The organism is Pelolinea submarina (assembly GCF_003966975.1).
In the GTDB taxonomy this organism is placed as follows: Bacteria; Chloroflexota; Anaerolineae; order Anaerolineales; family Anaerolineaceae; genus Pelolinea; species Pelolinea submarina.
Window position 1 is genome coordinate 3,410,268 of record NZ_AP018437.1, and the last position, 17,445, is coordinate 3,427,712.

The 17,445-nt window shown below is 50.3% G+C and carries 24 protein-coding genes and 1 tRNA gene; 17 read left to right on the forward strand and 8 right to left on the reverse strand.

Going from position 1 to position 17,445, the window contains the following annotated elements:
* Window positions 1-80: 80 nt before the first annotated feature.
* Together Pelsub_RS15075 and Pelsub_RS15080 are read right to left on the reverse strand one after the other, a co-directional pair.
* Window positions 81-1,211, reverse strand: coding sequence for a GNAT family N-acetyltransferase (locus Pelsub_RS15075; protein ID WP_116226113.1), 1,131 nt, complete (start codon window positions 1,209-1,211; stop codon window positions 81-83).
* A 2-nt stretch (window positions 1,212-1,213) separates the two neighbouring features.
* The gene (locus Pelsub_RS15080; protein WP_116226114.1) at window positions 1,214-2,563 is read right to left on the reverse strand and encodes an MFS transporter; all 1,350 of its coding nucleotides are present in this window, start codon (window positions 2,561-2,563) and stop codon (window positions 1,214-1,216) included.
* A gap of 285 nt (window positions 2,564-2,848) precedes the next feature.
* Between Pelsub_RS15080 and Pelsub_RS15085 the strand changes: the two genes are divergently transcribed.
* From Pelsub_RS15085 to Pelsub_RS15095, 10 genes are all read left to right on the forward strand, one after another.
* Window positions 2,849-3,436 carry a DUF5317 domain-containing protein gene (locus Pelsub_RS15085; protein ID WP_116226115.1) on the forward strand — a complete coding sequence of 196 codons (588 nt, stop codon included), beginning with the start codon at window positions 2,849-2,851 and terminating at the stop codon, window positions 3,434-3,436.
* Between the two features lie 339 nt (window positions 3,437-3,775).
* Window positions 3,776-3,919: a hypothetical protein gene (locus Pelsub_RS15715; protein ID WP_158675155.1), complete on the forward strand. Its 144-nt coding sequence runs from the start codon at window positions 3,776-3,778 to the stop codon at window positions 3,917-3,919.
* 28 nt (window positions 3,920-3,947) lie between these two features.
* Entirely contained in the window at window positions 3,948-4,091 is a 144-nt protein-coding gene (locus tag Pelsub_RS15720; protein WP_158675156.1) for a hypothetical protein, read from the forward strand.
* Window positions 4,092-4,116: 25 nt separating this feature from the next.
* Window positions 4,117-4,260 (forward strand): hypothetical protein, encoded by a 144-nt coding sequence (locus tag Pelsub_RS15725; protein WP_158675156.1) that lies wholly within the window; start codon window positions 4,117-4,119, stop codon window positions 4,258-4,260.
* Window positions 4,261-4,288: 28 nt separating this feature from the next.
* The gene (locus Pelsub_RS15730; RefSeq protein WP_158675156.1) at window positions 4,289-4,432 is read left to right on the forward strand and encodes a hypothetical protein; all 144 of its coding nucleotides are present in this window, start codon (window positions 4,289-4,291) and stop codon (window positions 4,430-4,432) included.
* 24 nt (window positions 4,433-4,456) lie between these two features.
* Window positions 4,457-4,705: a hypothetical protein gene (locus Pelsub_RS15090; RefSeq protein ID WP_116226116.1), complete on the forward strand. Its 249-nt coding sequence runs from the start codon at window positions 4,457-4,459 to the stop codon at window positions 4,703-4,705.
* A gap of 24 nt (window positions 4,706-4,729) precedes the next feature.
* Window positions 4,730-4,873 carry a hypothetical protein gene (locus tag Pelsub_RS15735; protein WP_158675156.1) on the forward strand — a complete coding sequence of 48 codons (144 nt, stop codon included), beginning with the start codon at window positions 4,730-4,732 and terminating at the stop codon, window positions 4,871-4,873.
* 25 nt (window positions 4,874-4,898) lie between these two features.
* On the forward strand, window positions 4,899-5,042 hold the full coding sequence (locus Pelsub_RS15740; RefSeq protein ID WP_158675155.1) for a hypothetical protein: 144 nt from the start codon (window positions 4,899-4,901) through the stop codon (window positions 5,040-5,042).
* A gap of 25 nt (window positions 5,043-5,067) precedes the next feature.
* Complete coding sequence (locus Pelsub_RS15745) at window positions 5,068-5,211, forward strand: hypothetical protein (protein ID WP_158675157.1); 144 nt, start codon at window positions 5,068-5,070, stop codon at window positions 5,209-5,211.
* A 148-nt stretch (window positions 5,212-5,359) separates the two neighbouring features.
* Window positions 5,360-5,980, forward strand: a complete 621-nt coding sequence (locus tag Pelsub_RS15095) for a tyrosine-protein kinase family protein (protein WP_116226117.1) — start codon at window positions 5,360-5,362, stop codon at window positions 5,978-5,980.
* 122 nt (window positions 5,981-6,102) lie between these two features.
* On the opposite strand, the gene Pelsub_RS15100 is transcribed toward Pelsub_RS15095, so the two are convergent.
* From Pelsub_RS15100 to Pelsub_RS15115, 4 genes are all read right to left on the reverse strand, one after another.
* Window positions 6,103-6,549, reverse strand: a complete 447-nt coding sequence (locus Pelsub_RS15100) for a hypothetical protein (RefSeq protein WP_116226118.1) — start codon at window positions 6,547-6,549, stop codon at window positions 6,103-6,105.
* 143 nt (window positions 6,550-6,692) lie between these two features.
* Entirely contained in the window at window positions 6,693-7,820 is a 1,128-nt protein-coding gene (locus Pelsub_RS15105) for an alpha/beta hydrolase family protein (protein ID WP_126440569.1), read from the reverse strand.
* Between the two features lie 104 nt (window positions 7,821-7,924).
* Entirely contained in the window at window positions 7,925-10,090 is a 2,166-nt protein-coding gene (locus Pelsub_RS15110; protein WP_116226120.1) for an ArnT family glycosyltransferase, read from the reverse strand.
* A 72-nt stretch (window positions 10,091-10,162) separates the two neighbouring features.
* The gene (locus tag Pelsub_RS15115; RefSeq protein WP_116226121.1) at window positions 10,163-11,065 is read right to left on the reverse strand and encodes a DMT family transporter; all 903 of its coding nucleotides are present in this window, start codon (window positions 11,063-11,065) and stop codon (window positions 10,163-10,165) included.
* A gap of 129 nt (window positions 11,066-11,194) precedes the next feature.
* Between Pelsub_RS15115 and Pelsub_RS15120 the strand changes: the two genes are divergently transcribed.
* The 6 genes from Pelsub_RS15120 to Pelsub_RS15145 all read left to right on the forward strand — a co-directional run bounded on the left by Pelsub_RS15120 (window position 11,195) and on the right by Pelsub_RS15145 (window position 15,743).
* Window positions 11,195-11,824 (forward strand): hypothetical protein, encoded by a 630-nt coding sequence (locus Pelsub_RS15120; protein ID WP_116226122.1) that lies wholly within the window; start codon window positions 11,195-11,197, stop codon window positions 11,822-11,824.
* Window positions 11,825-12,730, forward strand: a complete 906-nt coding sequence (locus Pelsub_RS15125) for a DMT family transporter (RefSeq protein ID WP_116226123.1) — start codon at window positions 11,825-11,827, stop codon at window positions 12,728-12,730.
* Between the two features lie 71 nt (window positions 12,731-12,801).
* Window positions 12,802-13,536, forward strand: coding sequence for a DNA alkylation repair protein (locus tag Pelsub_RS15130; protein WP_116226124.1), 735 nt, complete (start codon window positions 12,802-12,804; stop codon window positions 13,534-13,536).
* A 3-nt stretch (window positions 13,537-13,539) separates the two neighbouring features.
* A complete protein-coding gene (locus Pelsub_RS15135) occupies window positions 13,540-14,664 on the forward strand; it encodes a radical SAM protein (protein ID WP_116226125.1) in 1,125 nt (374 codons plus the stop codon).
* 63 nt (window positions 14,665-14,727) lie between these two features.
* Complete coding sequence (locus Pelsub_RS15140) at window positions 14,728-15,426, forward strand: AzlC family ABC transporter permease (protein WP_116226126.1); 699 nt, start codon at window positions 14,728-14,730, stop codon at window positions 15,424-15,426.
* Entirely contained in the window at window positions 15,408-15,743 is a 336-nt protein-coding gene (locus Pelsub_RS15145; RefSeq protein ID WP_198418370.1) for an AzlD domain-containing protein, read from the forward strand. Before Pelsub_RS15140 ends, Pelsub_RS15145 begins: the two co-directional genes overlap by 19 nt.
* Here the strand turns inward: Pelsub_RS15145 and Pelsub_RS15150 are convergent.
* A complete protein-coding gene (locus Pelsub_RS15150; RefSeq protein WP_116226128.1) occupies window positions 15,740-16,159 on the reverse strand; it encodes a hypothetical protein in 420 nt (139 codons plus the stop codon). The two genes, Pelsub_RS15145 and Pelsub_RS15150, sit on opposite strands and share 4 nt — an antisense overlap.
* 129 nt (window positions 16,160-16,288) lie before the next feature.
* Between Pelsub_RS15150 and Pelsub_RS15155 the strand changes: the two genes are divergently transcribed.
* Window positions 16,289-17,299 (forward strand): hypothetical protein, encoded by a 1,011-nt coding sequence (locus tag Pelsub_RS15155; protein WP_116226129.1) that lies wholly within the window; start codon window positions 16,289-16,291, stop codon window positions 17,297-17,299.
* A 53-nt stretch (window positions 17,300-17,352) separates the two neighbouring features.
* Here the strand turns inward: Pelsub_RS15155 and Pelsub_RS15160 are convergent.
* Window positions 17,353-17,424, reverse strand: a tRNA-Ile gene (locus Pelsub_RS15160).
* Between the last annotated feature and the right edge of the window lie 21 nt (window positions 17,425-17,445).

Consider the following 17,445-nt stretch of genomic DNA (forward strand, 5'->3'; position numbering starts at 1 on the left):
CATTAACAGCAATACTTATTGAATAATAATCACCTTATTTATCCATATTGTATCATCCGTGAAAGTTAACAAAAGCGCGCTTATAAAATTTTCCGATAAACCTGGTAACGCTTATAAACCTGCGCCCCCACTCGTTCCGCCAGGGCCGGCGTGCGGGGATTGTCGTCCGAAGTGAGCGACATATCCACCCATTCATAGCCAGCGGCCCGCAGCCGCTTGATCATCTCCGCGAACAACATGATGGCCACGCCGCTGCCCCAATATTCCGGCAGCACCAGCACACTTTTGATGGAAGCGCTCTTCGGCTTTTGGCGCGCATAGCGGAGCGCTTTGAGATAATCCCAGGGATAACGCAGCCCATTGAGGTGGATGAGAATTTCATTAAAATTAGGCAGCGCCGGGAAAAATCCCACCAGCTTTCCCCGGTCCTCCGCAAATAGGATCAAGTCAGCCTCGGCCAGGTCGACAAAAGGCGCCATCAACTCCTGCAGCGCTTCCGGCTGCCAGGGCTCAAAACCGGGCAGATGCGCCAGACAGGGATTGATCAGTTCGTAAACGTTATCCACTTCCTCTTTCCAATGGCTTAAATCGGCAGAACGAATGGTAAAGTTCTTGCGTTCATTCACCCGAGCCGCAAAGCGGTTCAATTCCTCAAACTCATCCAACCCGCTGTTCAGGTCGCGCGCAAAGGCCAGGTTCTCGCCGCGCGCCGGTTTGAAGCCATACCCCTCAATGAATTCACGGTAGTAAGCGGTAGTGTGCCCGCATAGAATTGCCGGCGGCCGGTCGCGGCCGTCGATCAGCACACCGTAAGCATCCTCGTAATCCAGGTTGAAGGGGCCGTACAGGCTTTCCATGCCGTGCACTTTGGCCCACAAGCTGGCTTGATCCAGCAGGGATTGGGCAATTTCCGCATCATTAACACACTCGAAGAAGCCGAACACGCATTCCTTTTTATTGACGGTTTGGTTGGCTTTTTCATCAATCGCACAGCAAATCGTCCCCACCCGCCGGCCGTTACGCCAGGCAATGAAAAATTCCGCCTTACCGTGCTCAAAGAAAGATCCGCGGGACGCATCCAGGAATTTCATGCGGTCTTTCAGCAAAGGCGGCACCCACAACGGATCATCTTTGTAAAGTTTCCATGGAAATGTGGCAAACTGCCTGAGTTCCCGCCGGGTCTCGGCGCGGCGAATATCCAGATTCTGCATGGCTAGGCTTTCTCCCGGCGGATTTGGAGCTCATCCACCAGGGCGGTGAACTGTGTGCGGTCCAGCGGGTATTTGAGCGCGAAGATGATGCCAATGGTCAGGAAAATCGCCGGTATGGGGCCGACCAACATGCGGATTCCAAACACCGCGCTGTCCGGTTGTATCGTGGAATTTGCCTGGTAATGGGTCACCTCCAATAACACGCCCACCAATGGAATTGCGATAGAGGAAGCGATTTTTTGCATCAAGGTGATCAGACTGTAAAAAATGCCTTCATGGCGTTCACCGGTTTGATACTCATCCCATTCGATGGCATCCGGGATAATCGACCAGGGCAGCACATGCGCAGCGCCCACGCCGATGCCGGCCATCACGCACAGGAAATAGACCAGTCCCGCGGAAACGGATGGCCCAACCGTGATCAAAATGATCTGCACCACCGCCCAGAAACCAATCCCAAAGGCATATGCCAGGCGTTTGTTCATCTTGCGAGAGACATATTCCCAGAAAGGCAGCGCGGCAATAGCAGTAACGAAAATGAGTGCCATGAGTATTTCGCTTTGGCCTTCCATACCGAGCACATATTTAATGAAGAAAAGCAGCGTGGTCTGCAAAATGTCCATGCAAACCCAGGTCAGCAAATAGATCACCGCGCCAAATACGAAGGGGCGGTTTTTAAGCGCCGCTTTCAAAGACGCGATCAGTTTAGGTTTTTCCTGTGAGATAAAGGCTTCCTGTTCGCGCGTATTAAGAAAGACCAGCCAAAGCGGCAGCGCGCTGGCGGTTCCGAAGATGACCGCCATGATCAAGACGCGCGCAGCGCTCTCGGGAGAAAAAGTGCCAACGATCATCATGGGAACGGTAAAAGCCAGCAGGGAACCGAAAATCGAGAAGAACATGCGGTAGGAAGTCAATGAGGTGCGTTCGTCGTAATCATCGGTCAGCTCCGGTGTGAGCGCGTAATAGGGCATATACACAAAAGTCGCCGCCGCATCGAACAGCACATAGGCCAACGAGTAATAGACCGCCAGCGCGGCCTGGCTCTCATAAGCCGGCCGGTACCACATCAGCATGAATGCCAGCGCGAAGGGGATGGCGCCGAATAGCAGGAAAGGCCTGCGGCGGCCCCAGCGGGAGCGCGTGCGGTCGGACAGGTGGCCGATTAAGGGATCATTCAAATAATCCCAGGTGCGCCCAGCCAGAATGGCAATACCGGCTACCGCCGGCTGGATACCCACCACATCCGTCAGGAAGAATAAGAAATATGCGCCAATGATAGTTGTGGTCAGGCTAAAACCAAGATCGCCGAAGCCATAAACGATTTTTGTCTTGCGGGACAGCTTTTTATGCATATTTAACCCTCGATCCTGCTCAATTCATTGGATTTTATCAAATAATTTGTTTTTGAAGCCACTTTTGAAGCCCCCCTTTTGATTTAATCATCATGCTGAGGTTGTGGATACAAGCCCTCCGAACCATTACCTCACCTCTAGGTGCCCTGCCCCCTTCCCCTTTGAGGGGGCAGGAGTGTCTGGAAACCAATAGTGAATATAGCGAGTGCCCTGTATAGGGAAAAAGTTCGCTGATCGCCGCTGCCAAAAAAACAGGAGTTTTTTTAATATATTAAAGAAGGAGAAATGGTTCTAATAATCGCTGTACTGGCCGGTGCTATTTTTGGCATCGTTCGAGCAAAAATCTATAAAATGCCATATCAAGCTGTTCAAATCCAGCATATTTGGCTGGTTCTGGCTGCTTATATTCCGCAATTTTTTATCTTTTTTCTGCCCGCCACACGCAGCACGATCCCCGATCAATGGGTAGCCGTCCTGTTTGTTTTATCACAGGTTCTACTGGTGATTTTCATTTGGATCAACCGCAGAATACCCGGGGGTTGGTTGATGGGGATCGGATTGGCCCTGAATTTTCTTGTCATCATTCTAAACGGCGGCATGATGCCGTTGACACCGGAAAACGCCCAGCATCTACTTCCTGCCGGTAGTACTGTCACATTGACCCTGGGGGAGCGGGTTGGCGTCAGCAAGGATATCTTGTTGGAGAGATCAGCTACCCGCCTGTGGTTTCTCGGAGATGTCTTTCTCCTACCGGAATGGTTCCATTTTCCGATGGCTTTTAGTCCGGGGGATGTCCTGCTCAGTTTAGGAGCTTTCTGGCTTTTTTGGGAACTTGGAAATCCCAAATATCAAATGAAAGAGGTGCCAGTATGAAAACGCTTTTTCCAAGCACAAGACAGCGGCCAAGTTTACATAGAAATCATGCCGCGCATCCGGTTTTATTTAATCCGCAACTCGGATTGAATCTATGCGCAAACCCTTGCGCACCTTCCAATCGCCATTATTCTTCGGGTCTTTTCACACAAACCCCAATTAGAAATAAATCCACTCACGAAGGATTAAGCCTGGCTGATTTTGCCAGGCAGCTTGCCAACACATAGAGGTATTGAATTGTTTTTATTGGTCGAATGGGGAAGATGATCTTTCCAAAAATTATATTCAACCTGGATCGCCAATTGCAACAGGTAATAAACACAAAACAGGAGATTTGAAATGAAAAAGCTTGACAAAGAAATGACCTTAGCCACCAGCAGCCTGCACAGCACCAAGGGCCGCATGCTGATCGTAATCCTCACCATCGCTCTGTTCGTCATCAGCGCCGGTGCGCCTTCCTGCACCATCGGAATTGGAAAATAACCTTCTTTATACACACAGGAGATTTGAAATGAAAAAGCTTAACAAAGAAATGACCTTAGCCACCAGCAGCCTGCACAGCACCAAGGGCCGCATGCTGATCGTAATCCTCACCATCGCTCTGTTTGTCATCAGCGCCGGTGCGCCCAGCTGCACCATCGGAATTGGAAAATAACCTTTTTATACACAGGAGATTTGAAATGAAAAAGCTTAACAAAGAAATGACCTTAGCCACCAGCAGCCTGCACAGCACCAAGGGCCGCATGCTGATCGTGATCCTCACCATCGCTCTGTTCGTTATCAGCGCCGGTGCGCCTTCATGCACCATCGGAATTGGAAAATAACCTTCTTTATATACACAGGAGATTTGAAATGAAAAAGCTCAACAAAGAAATGACCTTAGCCACCAGCAGCCTGCACAGCACCAAAGGCCGCATGCTGATCGTAATCCTCACCATCGCTCTGTTTGTCATCAGCGCCGGTGCCCCCAGCTGCACCATTGGTATTGGAAAGTAATTCCTAATCAAGAGGAGACAGAAAATGCTAAAACAAATATCACCAACATCCCAAGCCCACGCAAAAGCAACCAGTACGGAGTACAGCCGAATCTTATCCGCAGCGGTTATTAACAGTAAATTTCGCGAAATGCTGCTCAACGATCCTATCAAAGCCGTAACTTGCGGCTACAGCGGTGAAATATTTGACCTCGACCGCGAAGATAAGAATCGCCTGGCAACCATTCGCGCCACCTCGCTGGCCGATTTTGCCGCTCAACTATCAGAAATATAACCGCCAAAACACAGGAGATTTGAAATGAAAAAGCTTAACAAAGAAATGACTTTAGCCACCAGCAGCCTGCACAGCACCAAGGGCCGCATGCTGATCGTAATCCTCACCATCGCGCTGTTTGTCATCAGCGCCGGTGCGCCCAGCTGCACCATCGGAATTGGAAAATAACCTTTTTATACACAGGAGATTTGAAATGAAAAAGCTTGACAAAGAAATGACCTTAGCCACCAGCAGCCTGCACAGCACCAAGGGCCGCATGCTGATCGTAATCCTCACCATCGCTCTGTTCGTTATCAGCGCCGGTGCGCCTTCCTGCACCATCGGAATTGGAAAATAACCTTTTTATACATAGGAGATCTGAAATGAAAAAGCTCAACAAAGAAATGACCTTAGCCACCAGCAGCCTGCACAGCACCAAAGGCCGCATGCTGATCGTAATCCTCACCATCGCTCTGTTTGTCATCAGCGCCAGTGCGCCTTCCTGCACCATCGGAATTGGAAAATAGACACCGATTTATACAACATCTTTTTTATCCACACCAAAAGGTGATATTCTTTTATGAATTGGTTCTATTCTTTAACTTTTTAATATTCTGAATATTATCGATTGGCATTATTGAACCAATGTAGCTATCAACAAACGCAGGTTAATGTATGGATATAAATCAAAAAACAAAATCTATTCAATCCATTCTGGTAACGAATACGCGCTCATTTACTGACGGCAGTTCTATTGCCGCAGATTTGGCGTCGTTAATTGTCCAAAATGGCAAGCGTGTGGTTTTGATTGATGCCGATTTACGCAGGCCGATTATCCATAATCAGTTTAATATCCCCAATCGGGTTGGCCTTGTGGATATATTGGAAGGTTCCAGGCCGCCGCTGTCTGTCATGCATGCTTTGAATGACAATCATCTATATATATTGACCAGCGGAAAGCTGCCCAAGGAAAGCAAAGATTATATTGGTTCGTCCAAGATGACCGAATTGATGCAATACCTGAAAGATCACTTCGATAAAATTATCGTGCACGGCCCGCCATTTTTCTATACAGAAGCTACCTCATTAGCTGCCCAGGTGGATGGTGTGGTTCTATTAATCCACCCCGGCTATAACAAAAACGAGACTTCGCGTGCAATTATCGAGAAGTTTCAAAAAACCGGTGCAACCATCATCGGAATTGTTATGCGCAACCAGCCAAAGAATCAGTTGAATCAAAAAGTCTTTATCGACCGGCTGTTATCCTACGATAAACGCGCCCATTTACTGCCATAATTTTATTATTTATTATTTATGGTCGGCATGGAATCCTGATCCAGGATTCTTTTGCTTTAAACCCCCGACTGCTTGGCTAGATAAAAAAATCGGCGGTTTTCCCGCCGATTTAATTCGGAACGCTATTCGCGCTTGCGGCTCAGGCCGGTTATGAGGACGTTGACGCCCACCGCGATGAGAATCAGCGGCCAGAGATAAGACCAGCTAAACCAACCACCCAAACCAACGCCAATCAAGACGATACCGCCGATCAGCGCGCCGCCCATGTTATGGCGCAGCTCCGGAACTAAAAGCCGTACAGCCGCTTCCACCAGCAAAATGGCTCCGGTTCCAAGGGCGATGAGATTCCATACGCCAAAACGGCTGAAACTCCAAGTCCAATTATTACTGATTACCAGTCCCATTTGGTCAAACCAATTCAGGTTGGATGCCAAAAATACGAGGCCAGCCCAAATCAGGATAAATGCCCACACGACGGTGCTCAATGCGTCATTTTCCTCTGCTTTATGATTATGGTTCATTTCCATCTCTTTTTCATCTTTTTCTTCAAAGTCATGATCTTCAGACATAATTCCTCCAGAACTTTTATTCATCTAGATATACGAAGAATAGACTAAGAGGTTTCCGGGAAACAACCCAAGAAACCCTTTCTCCGGTGAAGATTCCGCCCTAAAACCGTATCAGATTAAAAATGAAAGCTTACAAAGTTGGATTACTCAGCCGGTTTTAAATAAGTATCAAAGAAATCAAGCGTATGGGCTATCAATTGGGTGTCCCCGCTGTTTTGGAAAGTATGCGGCTGTTTGGGATAATACGTACACTGCACATCCTTCCCCAGCTCATCCAATTTATCGCAGAGATCCTGCGACCATTCCACCGGCACAACGGTATCCGCTTCACCATGCTGAATGCTGAGCGGCGCATTGATTTTATCCAGGAAATACACCGGGGAAATCAAAGTAAGCGCCTCCTGCGGAATGCGCTGTTTTTTATTTCCGCGGCCGTCGTCATCGAAATGCGCCAGGTTCAGTGCTTCGTCCGCGCTTACCGAGGCATATAGCAGCGCAGCACGAATATCCGGATCGACAATCAAGACGCGCTGGACAATGCCGCCGCCCATGCTGTGCCCCCATAACCCCAGGCGTTCCGGATCGGCTTTCTGCAGAAAACCGGGGCTGCCGGCCTGACTGCGCAGCAGGCTGATCAGGTTGAGCACATCCACTGTATCGCCGATGCCAAGGAAATTATCGCCTTTCGCTGAAGGCGCATAACCGCGCAGGTTGGGGTGCACGACAATATAACCGTCCTCAGCCAGGGTATCCGCGTAACGCGTGGAATAATCCAGGGTACTGTACTCGTCCGGGTCAACGTAGCCATGCAGCATCACGATTACAGGGAAAGGTCCCTTACCGAAAGGAATATCGATAAACCCATACATATCCAACCCTTCGCTGCGATATTTAAATAACTTGCGGATGAAGTTGCCGGCGGAATTCAGATCCCCGGCGTCCTGAATTAACCCGCCGCCGTACTTACGCTCCATCAGGCTGGAAATGTACAGGTCCAGGTAAGGGTCAGGTGTAGCGGTTGGAGTGGGAGTCTGGCTGGGCAGCGGTGTCAGGGTGGCAGTCGCGGTCGGTGTTGGCGTAAAGGTGGCGGTCGGGCTGGGGGTCAGCGTGACGGTGGGTGTTTGTGTATAAGCATGGTGTTCCACCAGGGGAGCCGGTAATTCGGTCGGAGTCGGCGGTGCTGTCTCCTGCAGCATGCGGTACCCAATAAAAATCCCGATTACAAGGAGGATAGCCAGCAAGAACAGAGGAATAAATGATTTATTTTGCATAACAACTTACGGTCTATGCTGAAAAGCAGGCAGCCATTTTACCAAATCTCTGCAGGAAATAAAACCATTGTAAACCCCTCTATGCTTTACGGTATTTTTCGATTTCACCGGCTGATGTTCTCAATAGTGAAGCTTTCCCCATTGAACTCATAGACTGTTTGGCCGGGTGCAGCCGGGTTAAGCTTATCGACCTTGCGGATGATAAAGCTCAGGTCGGTTTTCACGATACTGTTAGTTCCCTCCCTGGTAATTACAACGTCCGCATTGTCAATGCCGCGAACGCGCAGGCCGTTATACATTTCAACCCTGTCCTGCGTTTCATTGCCCTGTGGAATAAAAACAGTAATATTGTCGGATGCCAGGTCGACGTTGCCATCGGCGCGCACCATTTCGGCTATCTTATCGGACAGCCAGGGATAGGTTTGGTAATCCAATAAGACTTTGTAATAAGCGGGATAACCAGCCATGTAATAGATCAGCAGCCCGAAAGTCAACACGGATACAAAATATTTCCGTTTATCCTGCAGCAGCAGGTAAATTTCTACCGCATACAGAACGACAATAATCACGTAGAAATACGGGCCAAGGACGTCAGTGAAGAAACCGTCCACCGAACCCAGCGCATTGAACAGGTTTCCATCTGTAGGAAAGATTTTCCCGTCAAACAGGGCCGCATGGGAGAAAACAACCAATGCGATTGGAAAAACGCCTGTCCAAAAAATAAATTTGGCTTTGGATTTCACCCGGCTGCGGTCGAATTTGACCATAATAATCACTGCCAGGATGATATACAGGAGCGAATACACAATCAGGTAACGACCCATGATTTTGGAAGGCATCTCACGATTGTAGAAAGCCCGCCAGGAATGGCGTGTGACCGCTATGAAAAAACCGGCCATCAGAGCCAATACCTGGAATGCCAGGCGGCCCAGGTTTTCACGCCAGCGTTTCAAATCCAGCTGGGTAAAGGCAGTCAATAACAAATTCAGCACCGGCGCCGCGACCAAGATGTAATAACTGGCATACAGCCCCATCCAGGTAACCAGATTGTACAAGGTCAATTGAGCCGGATCGGTCTTGGATGCCACTCCAAAACCCAGAACCAGTTTCAGATTGACATGCTCGCGCAAGCCCGCAATCAACCAGGGGCTGTAAACAGCCAGCATGGCAATGCCCATCCCAACCAGATGGCTAAATTTCTTCCACCCGGGCTTGAATATGGAGCGTTCTCCTTCGAAAGGTTTAACCCACCAGGCCAAGACAAAAAAAGGAATGGCCGCCAGGGTGATATAGCGTGTCAGGTACAACACCGCCAGCATGACTCCATTGAGCAGATCCCATGGCAGTCGTACACGTTTATTTTTCGGCAGGGCAAAGGTGATGAACACTGTCCAAATGAATAAGGGGAAGAAAAGATTTTCGCTGAGGATGCGGCGCGGGAAGACCAGATGATAGGGGATCAGGCAGGTCAGCAGCACCGTAATGAGGCTCTGTTTGCGGTCCAAAAAATGACGCGCGATGAAGTAAACGGGAAAGATCACGCTGGAGGAGGCAATCACATTCAATAATTTAATGCCTTCAAAGGCATAACTTCCAAACACCAGCGCCGGCATGAAATAGAGCGGATAGAGCGGCGGATAATGGTGCGATTGGGCGATGGAAAAGAAGCCGCGGTGGAATGAATCGGCCATATCATAATAAGTCATCTCGTCCCCGCTGCCCAATGGGCCGTAGGAAGATGACGTTACCAGCAGCAATTTCACGAGGATAAAAATCGCGTAGATACCGAACAGCGCCGGCAGCTCCGATGCGTTCAGGGCACTTGGAGATTGGCTGTAGTCAATAAATAAAGCGCAGTACCAAACTACAGCAAAAAAGGCTGTCTGCGCCCCCATGACCGCCACCCAAACCAGCACCGGTTCCAAGCGATCATATACCTGCCTGAAATTACCAAATTTCGCCTTCTCGGTCGTCAGCAGGAAGTAAACCACAGCCACCACAGCCAGGCTGATCAGAAACACAACCCAGACTTTTTTTTCATCCTTTGAGATCGCCTGGATTTTCTGTTTAATCCAGCTGTTTTCAGGCCGGGATTTGGCTGCCATTATTCCGAAAGCGACCGCAATGATCCCGACAATTAAAACAATTATCAATCGGGATAGGGAAAGATTGAGAAAAACACGTTCACTGGGTAGCGACCCGATCGAGGCCAGGTAAACTGCCAGGAAAAAAGCTTCCAATGCATTAAAAATGAAATAGACCGAGATCATATTTGCTGGATTTTACCATACGCAGCCGTTTTCAATCTTCACTTTATCAGTATGCGAAATGCCAAATTGGTATTAAGCAGTGGGAGATGTGACGGAATTATCCTGTGATTTTTGAACCGTAAAAATGCCGATAAGGCAAACCAGCGCGCCAACCAACTGTAATGGAGAAGGGATTTCCTTTAAAATCACGATTCCAAGCAGCGTGGTCACCACCGGCTGCCCGACCAGAGCCACCGAAGCCGCCGCGGCAGGCAATTTGCCTAAGGCATGGTTAACCAGCACCCAGGCAATTACCTGTGAGGTCAGCGCCATCAGGAAGATCATAAACAGGCTGTTGAACGGGAGCGGCTCAGGGAAAAGTCCCATGATCCCGGCGGCAATTACCAAACCGGCCGAGCCGCTCAGTGTTACCAGCCAGGAATAGCGCAGGCTGCTCATATAGCGGCGGGCTTTTTGGGTAATCAGGATATAGAGGGCATAGGATAAACCGGAGGCAATACCAATCAGGTTGCCGGTGCTTTGCTGCCCGGAACTGTAGAGGATGTCCCAGCCGATCATGATGCCCGCGCCGCTAATGGTCACCAGCAGTCCCAGCCAATACTGCCAGGGCTGTCTTTCTTTTAAAAATAACCAGCCTATCAATCCAACCCAAACCGGGGCGGTGTTATCCAGGAGTGTAACGGCCGAGGCAGTGGTGAAATTTAACGCGCTGCACCACAAGCTGATGTTGGTGGCAAAAACCAACCCGCCCAGCACGGCCCATTTCAATCCGCCTCCGGCCTGCAACGGCTTTTCCTCTTTGGGTTTGATGATCAAAACCGGAATGCTCAACATGATGGCCGCGAAGAACAGCCGATAAAAACCGACCAGGACTCCATTGGCATGCACATATTTGACAAACATTGGCCCGGTGCCCAACAACAGCACACCCAGGCCAATAAAGATCATTGCTTTTTTTGATTCGGTGTTTTTCATCCGGTGAATTATCCTTTGACGTATGAGAGCAAATTCTACCCGATATCACCCATAAACACAGGGATTAAATTGATTTACGGATATAATTAGATTCTTACGTACTTATAAAGTAATCAAGCTGGAGTATATATGTCCTCATCAGATTTTTCCAAAAAAGACAGAGCGGAAGTTATGCAGCTGTATCATTCAGACGGCGGCCTGGACTTAATTGCCGGTGCCGTGCTGCTGAATTTTGGGTTGGATATCCTCAACCAAACCTCTGCAACTTCCTTATTTACCTGGATTCCCATCCTGCTGATTTCCTCGTTGAAAAATCGCTTTACCTTGCCGCGCCTTGGATTAAAAGCGCTTAAGGCCAACGAGAAGATTGCCCACAGTTGGACCATCCAAACAGCCGTTGGGCTGGCAATTTGGCTGCTGATTATCAGCACCATGATTATGCTGGATCCCTTTGACATGCAGGTCAAGCTCGGCACCATCGGCCAGGGCGATGTTCGCAACCTGATCATAGGCGTCGTAGGCGGATTGCTCTTCGCGGCCGCCGGATGGTTGATTCCCCTGCGCCGTTTCTATATTTACAGCGGTGTTTTGGCGCTTTCCTCGTTAATCAGCTATTTTCTGGTGCCGGTTCAGGTCCCTGTATTTTTAATCGCGGTGGTCATGATCGCCGTGGGCATCAAACTTACCATCGCATTCGGCAAAAAATATCCCGATCCGGATAAAGACAATAAGGATTCCTCCAAGGGAAATAAGAAATAAATGAAGACTAAAGAATGGACCATTCTTTGGGTCTTGGGTTTAATTTGGGGTACTTCTTTTCTGTGGATTAAAATCGCGGTCGCCGATGTAAGTCCGCTGGTGCTGGTAGGATTCCGCACGCTGTTTGCTTCGCTTGGGCTTGGAGCAATTATTTACCACTACCGGGAGAGCATGCCGTCCTGGAAAGAGCTGCGCAAAAGGGTGCCGGATTTTCTGATCATCGCAATCTGCAATATTTCCATCCCCTGGGCATTGATCTCCTGGGGTGAACAATACGTCGATTCCGGAATTGCTTCCATCATCAACAGCACCATGCCGCTCTTCACCATCATCATCGCGCCTTTGATGATTAAAGAAGAAGGTATTACCATATCAAAAATAGCCGGCCTGATCACCGGTTTCATCGGTGTGATCCTCCTGGCCCTGCCCAACGTCCAATCGGGATGGAATCAGGGGCTGAACGGTATGGCCGCCTGTCTGCTCTCGTCGGTGTTCTACGCTTTTTCAGCCGTCTTTGCCCGGAAAAAGGGCACCGGCCTGCCGCCGCAGCTGCAAGCCTTCCTGCAATTATCGATGGGATCTGCCATCATCTGGATCGCCGTATTTGCCACTGAAGGCATTCCCGCCCTCCCCAACCATGCGCTGACCTGGGTCGCGCTGTTGTGGCTGGGTTTGCTGGGCTCCTGCATCGCCTACATTCTTTATTTTTACCTGCTGCATCGCATCGGGCCGACCCGTGTGTCCACCACAACCTACATTTCCCCATTGGTTGGCGTTCTGCTGGGCATCATTTTTCTAGGCGAACCCTTTCATTGGCAGTCCTTCGCAGGCGCTCTCCTGATCCTGTCCGGCATCTTCATCGTCAACTTGAAGAATAAAAAAGTTGAGCTTGAACCGGCCGATTAAGCCCCCTTCTTTCACCATCACCGCGGGAATCTCCCGCGGTTTTTTTATCTCTATTTCTATATAATAAATTCATGCTTCTTCAATCCGCTTCACAGGCGCGCGCGTATGGCGCGCAGGTCAGACAAACGCTCGAAAATGATGGCGTTCCGGCTGCTTTGGATGTATTGAATGGCATCCTGCGCGAACGCACGCCCTTTCGCCTGCTGGATCTGGTGGGCGCAGAGCTGGACACAGCCGGTAAGGATAATGTCGATGAGCTGCTGCAAGCCATAGCCGACCAGCGCAGTGAGGTCGGCTGGGTGATCATCGCATCGGCGCTGCGCGAACGCCTGTCGCGGGATCTGGCCGGCGCGTTGGAAGCCAGCCGGAAATATATTGCGCAAGCCCAAATCTGGTACGGCTGCGACATCATCGGCGAACGTGTGCCCGGCCCGGCGCTGGTGGCGCAGTTCCAACCCGGCCTGGAAATTCTGTCTTCATGGCGCAGCGACCCGGACGCCTGGGTGCGGCGCGCGCTGGGTGTGGCAGGGCATTTCTGGGCCAAGCGCTCGCGCGGCCTGCCCGGCAGCGCCGAACAAGCCCGCGCGTTGTTGGACTTTCTCAGCCCCATGCTGGAAGAAAAGGATTATGACACGGCCAAAGGCGTGGGATGGGCACTGAAGACCTGCGGGCGCTACTTCCCGGAAGTCACTCAGCCCTGGCTGGAAGAACAGCTGCTGGCAGCCGGCCGCAGCCCGGCCGCTATTGTCAAACGCAAAGCGCTGAAATTCCTGCCCGCTGATTTCAGAAAGAAATTCGAGAGATAAGGCATGGGCCGCAAAGCGGAGTTTATCCCCTATGAAGTTAAGGCGATACTGAACAAACACAAACGCCCCGACCACTGGTTCTGGACTCGCTACAGCGTCTACCCATACATCGGCTGCCAGCACGGCTGCGAGTTCTGCTATTGCCGCGAACGCAAGTACGCGCCTTACGATGACCTCAACGATTTCCCCTACGTGATCAAGGTCAAAGAGAACGCGCCCGAACTGCTGCGGCGCGCGCTGGCCAAAAACCCGCGCGACGCCATCGCCGTGGGCGACTACCAGCCCTTGGAACGCAAATACCGGATCTCGCGCCAATTGCTGGAAGTCTGCCTGGAGCTAGATTTTCCGATCTTCATGCTGGAACGCTCCCCGCTGGTGCTGCGCGACCTGGATTTGATCCAGGACATCGCGCGCAAATCTTACGCGACGGTGGCCTTCAGCGTCATTCATACCGCGCAGTCGCCCAACGCCGCGCAGCTCGACCGCATGGAAGGGCTGGCGCCGCGCCCGGCGGAACGCTTTGCCGCCATGCAGGCACTGTCCAAAGCCGGCATCCGCACCGGCATCTGCCTGATGCCCATTCTGCCCGGTCTGGGGGATTCGCGCGAGAACCTGGAGCTGGTTATCCAGCGCACAGCCGACGCAGGCGGGCGCTTCGTGCTGGCTTCCACCCTGACGCTCTCCGACCAGCAAAGGACCTACTTCATGGATTACTTACAAAGCAGCCTGCCGGAACTGCTGCCGCTTTACCAGCGACTGTACCCGACCCAAAGTTACGGCCCGTCCGGCGACCATTGGCTGAAGATCGGCCGCATGGTGCGTGAGCTTTGCATCAAAGCCGGCATTTCCGACCGCATGCCGCGCCCCATCCTGCCGGGCGAAAAACGCGCTCTGAACAAACAAGCCGCCGAGCTGCTGGCGGACCGCACCTACGAGATGGAGTTGGATGGAATGGATGCCGCGCGCATCTGGCCCTACCGCAAAGCCGCCTGGGCAGTGGAGGAATTGGAACAGGACATTGGACTGGTTTACAGCCAGATGGGGCTGAAGGGGCTGCAAAGCATCCAGGGTGTGGGGCCGTCCATCGGAAAACAGATCGAGCAGTTTATAATAGGGCGGAAAGATTGACCTTCGATTTCTAACGGAGATTTTATACAACACTAATTTTTTTCTCGTATAATTGGGGACTTAATGGCCGTCGACAACTCCACCGCAATTAAACGCACCGAATTCCTGAGCGGGCTCAGGGACATCATTCCCATCCTGTTGGGTGTGGCGCCCTTCGGCATGATTTACGGCGTGCTGGCTACCGGCGCGGGGCTGTCCAACCTGGATGCCCAGGCCATGTCCTCGGTCGTGTTCGCCGGTTCGGCGCAATTCATGCTGGTGCAGCTGCTCAACGTGGGCATGCCCACCATCATGATGATCCTGACCGGTTTTGTGATCAATCTGCGCCACGCGCTCTACAGCGCCTCGCTGGCGCCCTACACCCGCCCCCTGACACCCCTGTGGAAAATGCTGTTGTCTTACGTATTGGTGGACGAAGCTTTTGCGCTGGTGGTGATGCATTACAAACAGCCCAATGACAGCGGCTACCGGCACTGGTATTTTCTGGGAGCCGGGTTGACCCTGTGGACCACCTGGCAGCTCAGCACCGCCGCGGGCATCTTCCTGGGCGCGCAGGTACCGGCCAGCTGGGGGCTGGACTTCACCCTGGCATTGACCTTCATCGCGTTGACCGTGCCGGCCATTGTCGACCGGCCTTCCCTGCTGGCAGCCCTGAGCGCGGGCGTGACCGCCGTGTTGGCGCGCAACCTGCCCTACAAGTTGGGCCTGATGGCCGCCGCTTTGGTAGGCATCCTGGTGGGCTTATGGAGCGAGAAGAAATGAGCGACATCTGGATCATCATGATCGCGGTTGGCATCCTGACTTACCTGACACGCTTGTCTTTTATCCTGTTGTTGGACAAATGGCAGCCGCCCCAAATCGTGACCAGCGCGCTGCGCTACGTGCCGGTGGCCGTGCTGACTGCCATCATCATACCGGAATTAGTCGTGGTGGATAACGCCCTGGATTTCTCGCTGGCCAACGCGCGCATGCTGGCAGGCATCGTGGCCATCCTGGTCGCCTGGCGCACCAAGAGCGCCCTGTGGACCATCGCGGTTGGGTTCGCCGCCTTCCTGCTGCTGAATGCCATCCTGGCCTAAGCCCGGTTTTTTTTACCCCTTTTAGTTGTCAGAAAATACGCGATTAGGAGCAGCACCAACCCGCCCCCGTCAAAGACAATGAAGCGCATCACGCTGACCGTGATGAGCGGGTTTTGATAATCGCTGCTGAATAAGATCCAGGTCTCCCCTATTAAACCAATAGCCTGCATGATATTCGCCTCGATCAATGAGGTGCGGTGTTTGAGCGGGTTCAGGCAAGCAAAGATATAGGGCACATTCCACATTACAAACAACAGCCCCATCCCGCGGATCATGCCCGCCCCAGCCGCCCCGCTCAGCCCAAAACCGGCCATGTAGGCTGCTGGGTCCGCCAGGAAGGCCAGGGCGCACTGCAAGTTGAAGAACAGCACTGCGCCGATCAGCAGGCGGGAGAGCCAGAGGCGTTGTGTGGTCATACGTTAATTGTAGTGGGGAACTTAATAATTTTTAATCCAATCTACGAATTCTCTTATTAAGATATCTCAAATATTTGGAAATAATCATAAAATCTTATATATTGGTGTATAAGGCGGATGGAGGGAAATATGCCTACAATATATGGTTTGATAAGAGAGATGGAAAGGGCAGCAAAAAGAGCTGCTCGTGAACAAGCTTATGAAGAAAAGAAACGAGCTAAAGCAGAAGCATTTGAAGTTGCAAGAACTGCAGTTGAACAATACCAATACTTATTATCTGCAATAACCACACTACATAAGGACTGCTGCAATTCAATTGATTGGAGCTATTTATCCCAGAAGGAACCGCCAAAGGAAATCCCGAAAAACAATCATTTTGAGGTTATTGCGCGAGAAAAAAAACAAGAATATCATCCTTCATTTTTTGTTAAACTTTTCCAAAGAACTGAAAAGCAACTATCCGACCTAGAAAATGAAATTCAACAAGCAATAGAAAAAGACAATCAAATTCACGATGAACAAGTCCTAGATTACGAAAACAGACTTCTAAGATGGGAAAGTGATAAAAATCTAGCATCGAGAATTATTAAAGGCGAGACCGAAGCTTATGGTGAAGTCTTAAGCTCACAATTAACAATAAAAGAAAACCCATTTATTGGTGAGAGAATTGATTTCCATTTTTCAGACGAAAATCCCCCCATATTTGAATTGCTTGTTCATCCGATTGATGAGATTATTCCAACATTCATATTAAAACTGTTAATAAATGGTGGTCTCTCAAAGAGAGAAATGCCCAAATCAACAAGGTATCTTCTCTATAAAGAATATGTATGCAGTGGTGTAATAAGATTAAGCAGAGAAGTATTCGCATTACTTCCCTTTGAAACAATTACTATTAATGCAAAATGTAATCAGCTAAATGGGATGACTGGTTTTATGGAGGAAGTTATCATCTTATCCGTATTTATTCCAAAAGGGACATTGGATAGTATTAATCTTCAGTTAATTGAACCTTCAATAGCTATAGATAATTTTTCGCATAATATGGAATTTAAAAAACTTTCAGGCTTCAATTCTGTTTCACAAATAACACCCACAATTCTCAGAAATAAAAATAATCCCCAACAGTTAAACGCTTGAGGATTATGACTAAAGTTTCATAAGAGAAATAGAAAATTTTATCAGTGGTTTAGTGGGCCCGGCAGGATTCGAACCTGCGACCAAGCGGTTATGAGCCGCGTGCTCTGCCGCTGAGCTACGGGCCCTGATGGGCGAAAAAAATTATA

Bases quoted from the DNA above. Each gene is read 5' to 3' on its own strand.
- Pelsub_RS15075 (WP_116226113.1), bottom strand. From the start codon at position 1,211: ATGCAGAATCTGGATATTCGCCGCGCCGAGACCCGGCGGGAACTCAGG.
- Pelsub_RS15080 (WP_116226114.1), bottom strand. From the start codon at position 2,563: ATGCATAAAAAGCTGTCCCGCAAGACAAAAATCGTTTATGGCTTCGGC.
- Pelsub_RS15085 (WP_116226115.1), top strand. From the start codon at position 2,849: ATGGTTCTAATAATCGCTGTACTGGCCGGTGCTATTTTTGGCATCGTT.
- Pelsub_RS15715 (WP_158675155.1), top strand. From the start codon at position 3,776: ATGAAAAAGCTTGACAAAGAAATGACCTTAGCCACCAGCAGCCTGCAC.
- Pelsub_RS15720 (WP_158675156.1), top strand. From the start codon at position 3,948: ATGAAAAAGCTTAACAAAGAAATGACCTTAGCCACCAGCAGCCTGCAC.
- Pelsub_RS15725 (WP_158675156.1), top strand. From the start codon at position 4,117: ATGAAAAAGCTTAACAAAGAAATGACCTTAGCCACCAGCAGCCTGCAC.
- Pelsub_RS15730 (WP_158675156.1), top strand. From the start codon at position 4,289: ATGAAAAAGCTCAACAAAGAAATGACCTTAGCCACCAGCAGCCTGCAC.
- Pelsub_RS15090 (WP_116226116.1), top strand. From the start codon at position 4,457: ATGCTAAAACAAATATCACCAACATCCCAAGCCCACGCAAAAGCAACC.
- Pelsub_RS15735 (WP_158675156.1), top strand. From the start codon at position 4,730: ATGAAAAAGCTTAACAAAGAAATGACTTTAGCCACCAGCAGCCTGCAC.
- Pelsub_RS15740 (WP_158675155.1), top strand. From the start codon at position 4,899: ATGAAAAAGCTTGACAAAGAAATGACCTTAGCCACCAGCAGCCTGCAC.
- Pelsub_RS15745 (WP_158675157.1), top strand. From the start codon at position 5,068: ATGAAAAAGCTCAACAAAGAAATGACCTTAGCCACCAGCAGCCTGCAC.
- Pelsub_RS15095 (WP_116226117.1), top strand. From the start codon at position 5,360: ATGGATATAAATCAAAAAACAAAATCTATTCAATCCATTCTGGTAACG.
- Pelsub_RS15100 (WP_116226118.1), bottom strand. From the start codon at position 6,549: ATGTCTGAAGATCATGACTTTGAAGAAAAAGATGAAAAAGAGATGGAA.
- Pelsub_RS15105 (WP_126440569.1), bottom strand. From the start codon at position 7,820: ATGCAAAATAAATCATTTATTCCTCTGTTCTTGCTGGCTATCCTCCTT.
- Pelsub_RS15110 (WP_116226120.1), bottom strand. From the start codon at position 10,090: ATGATCTCGGTCTATTTCATTTTTAATGCATTGGAAGCTTTTTTCCTG.
- Pelsub_RS15115 (WP_116226121.1), bottom strand. From the start codon at position 11,065: ATGAAAAACACCGAATCAAAAAAAGCAATGATCTTTATTGGCCTGGGT.
- Pelsub_RS15120 (WP_116226122.1), top strand. From the start codon at position 11,195: ATGTCCTCATCAGATTTTTCCAAAAAAGACAGAGCGGAAGTTATGCAG.
- Pelsub_RS15125 (WP_116226123.1), top strand. From the start codon at position 11,825: ATGAAGACTAAAGAATGGACCATTCTTTGGGTCTTGGGTTTAATTTGG.
- Pelsub_RS15130 (WP_116226124.1), top strand. From the start codon at position 12,802: ATGCTTCTTCAATCCGCTTCACAGGCGCGCGCGTATGGCGCGCAGGTC.
- Pelsub_RS15135 (WP_116226125.1), top strand. From the start codon at position 13,540: ATGGGCCGCAAAGCGGAGTTTATCCCCTATGAAGTTAAGGCGATACTG.
- Pelsub_RS15140 (WP_116226126.1), top strand. From the start codon at position 14,728: ATGGCCGTCGACAACTCCACCGCAATTAAACGCACCGAATTCCTGAGC.
- Pelsub_RS15145 (WP_198418370.1), top strand. From the start codon at position 15,408: ATGGAGCGAGAAGAAATGAGCGACATCTGGATCATCATGATCGCGGTT.
- Pelsub_RS15150 (WP_116226128.1), bottom strand. From the start codon at position 16,159: ATGACCACACAACGCCTCTGGCTCTCCCGCCTGCTGATCGGCGCAGTG.
- Pelsub_RS15155 (WP_116226129.1), top strand. From the start codon at position 16,289: ATGCCTACAATATATGGTTTGATAAGAGAGATGGAAAGGGCAGCAAAA.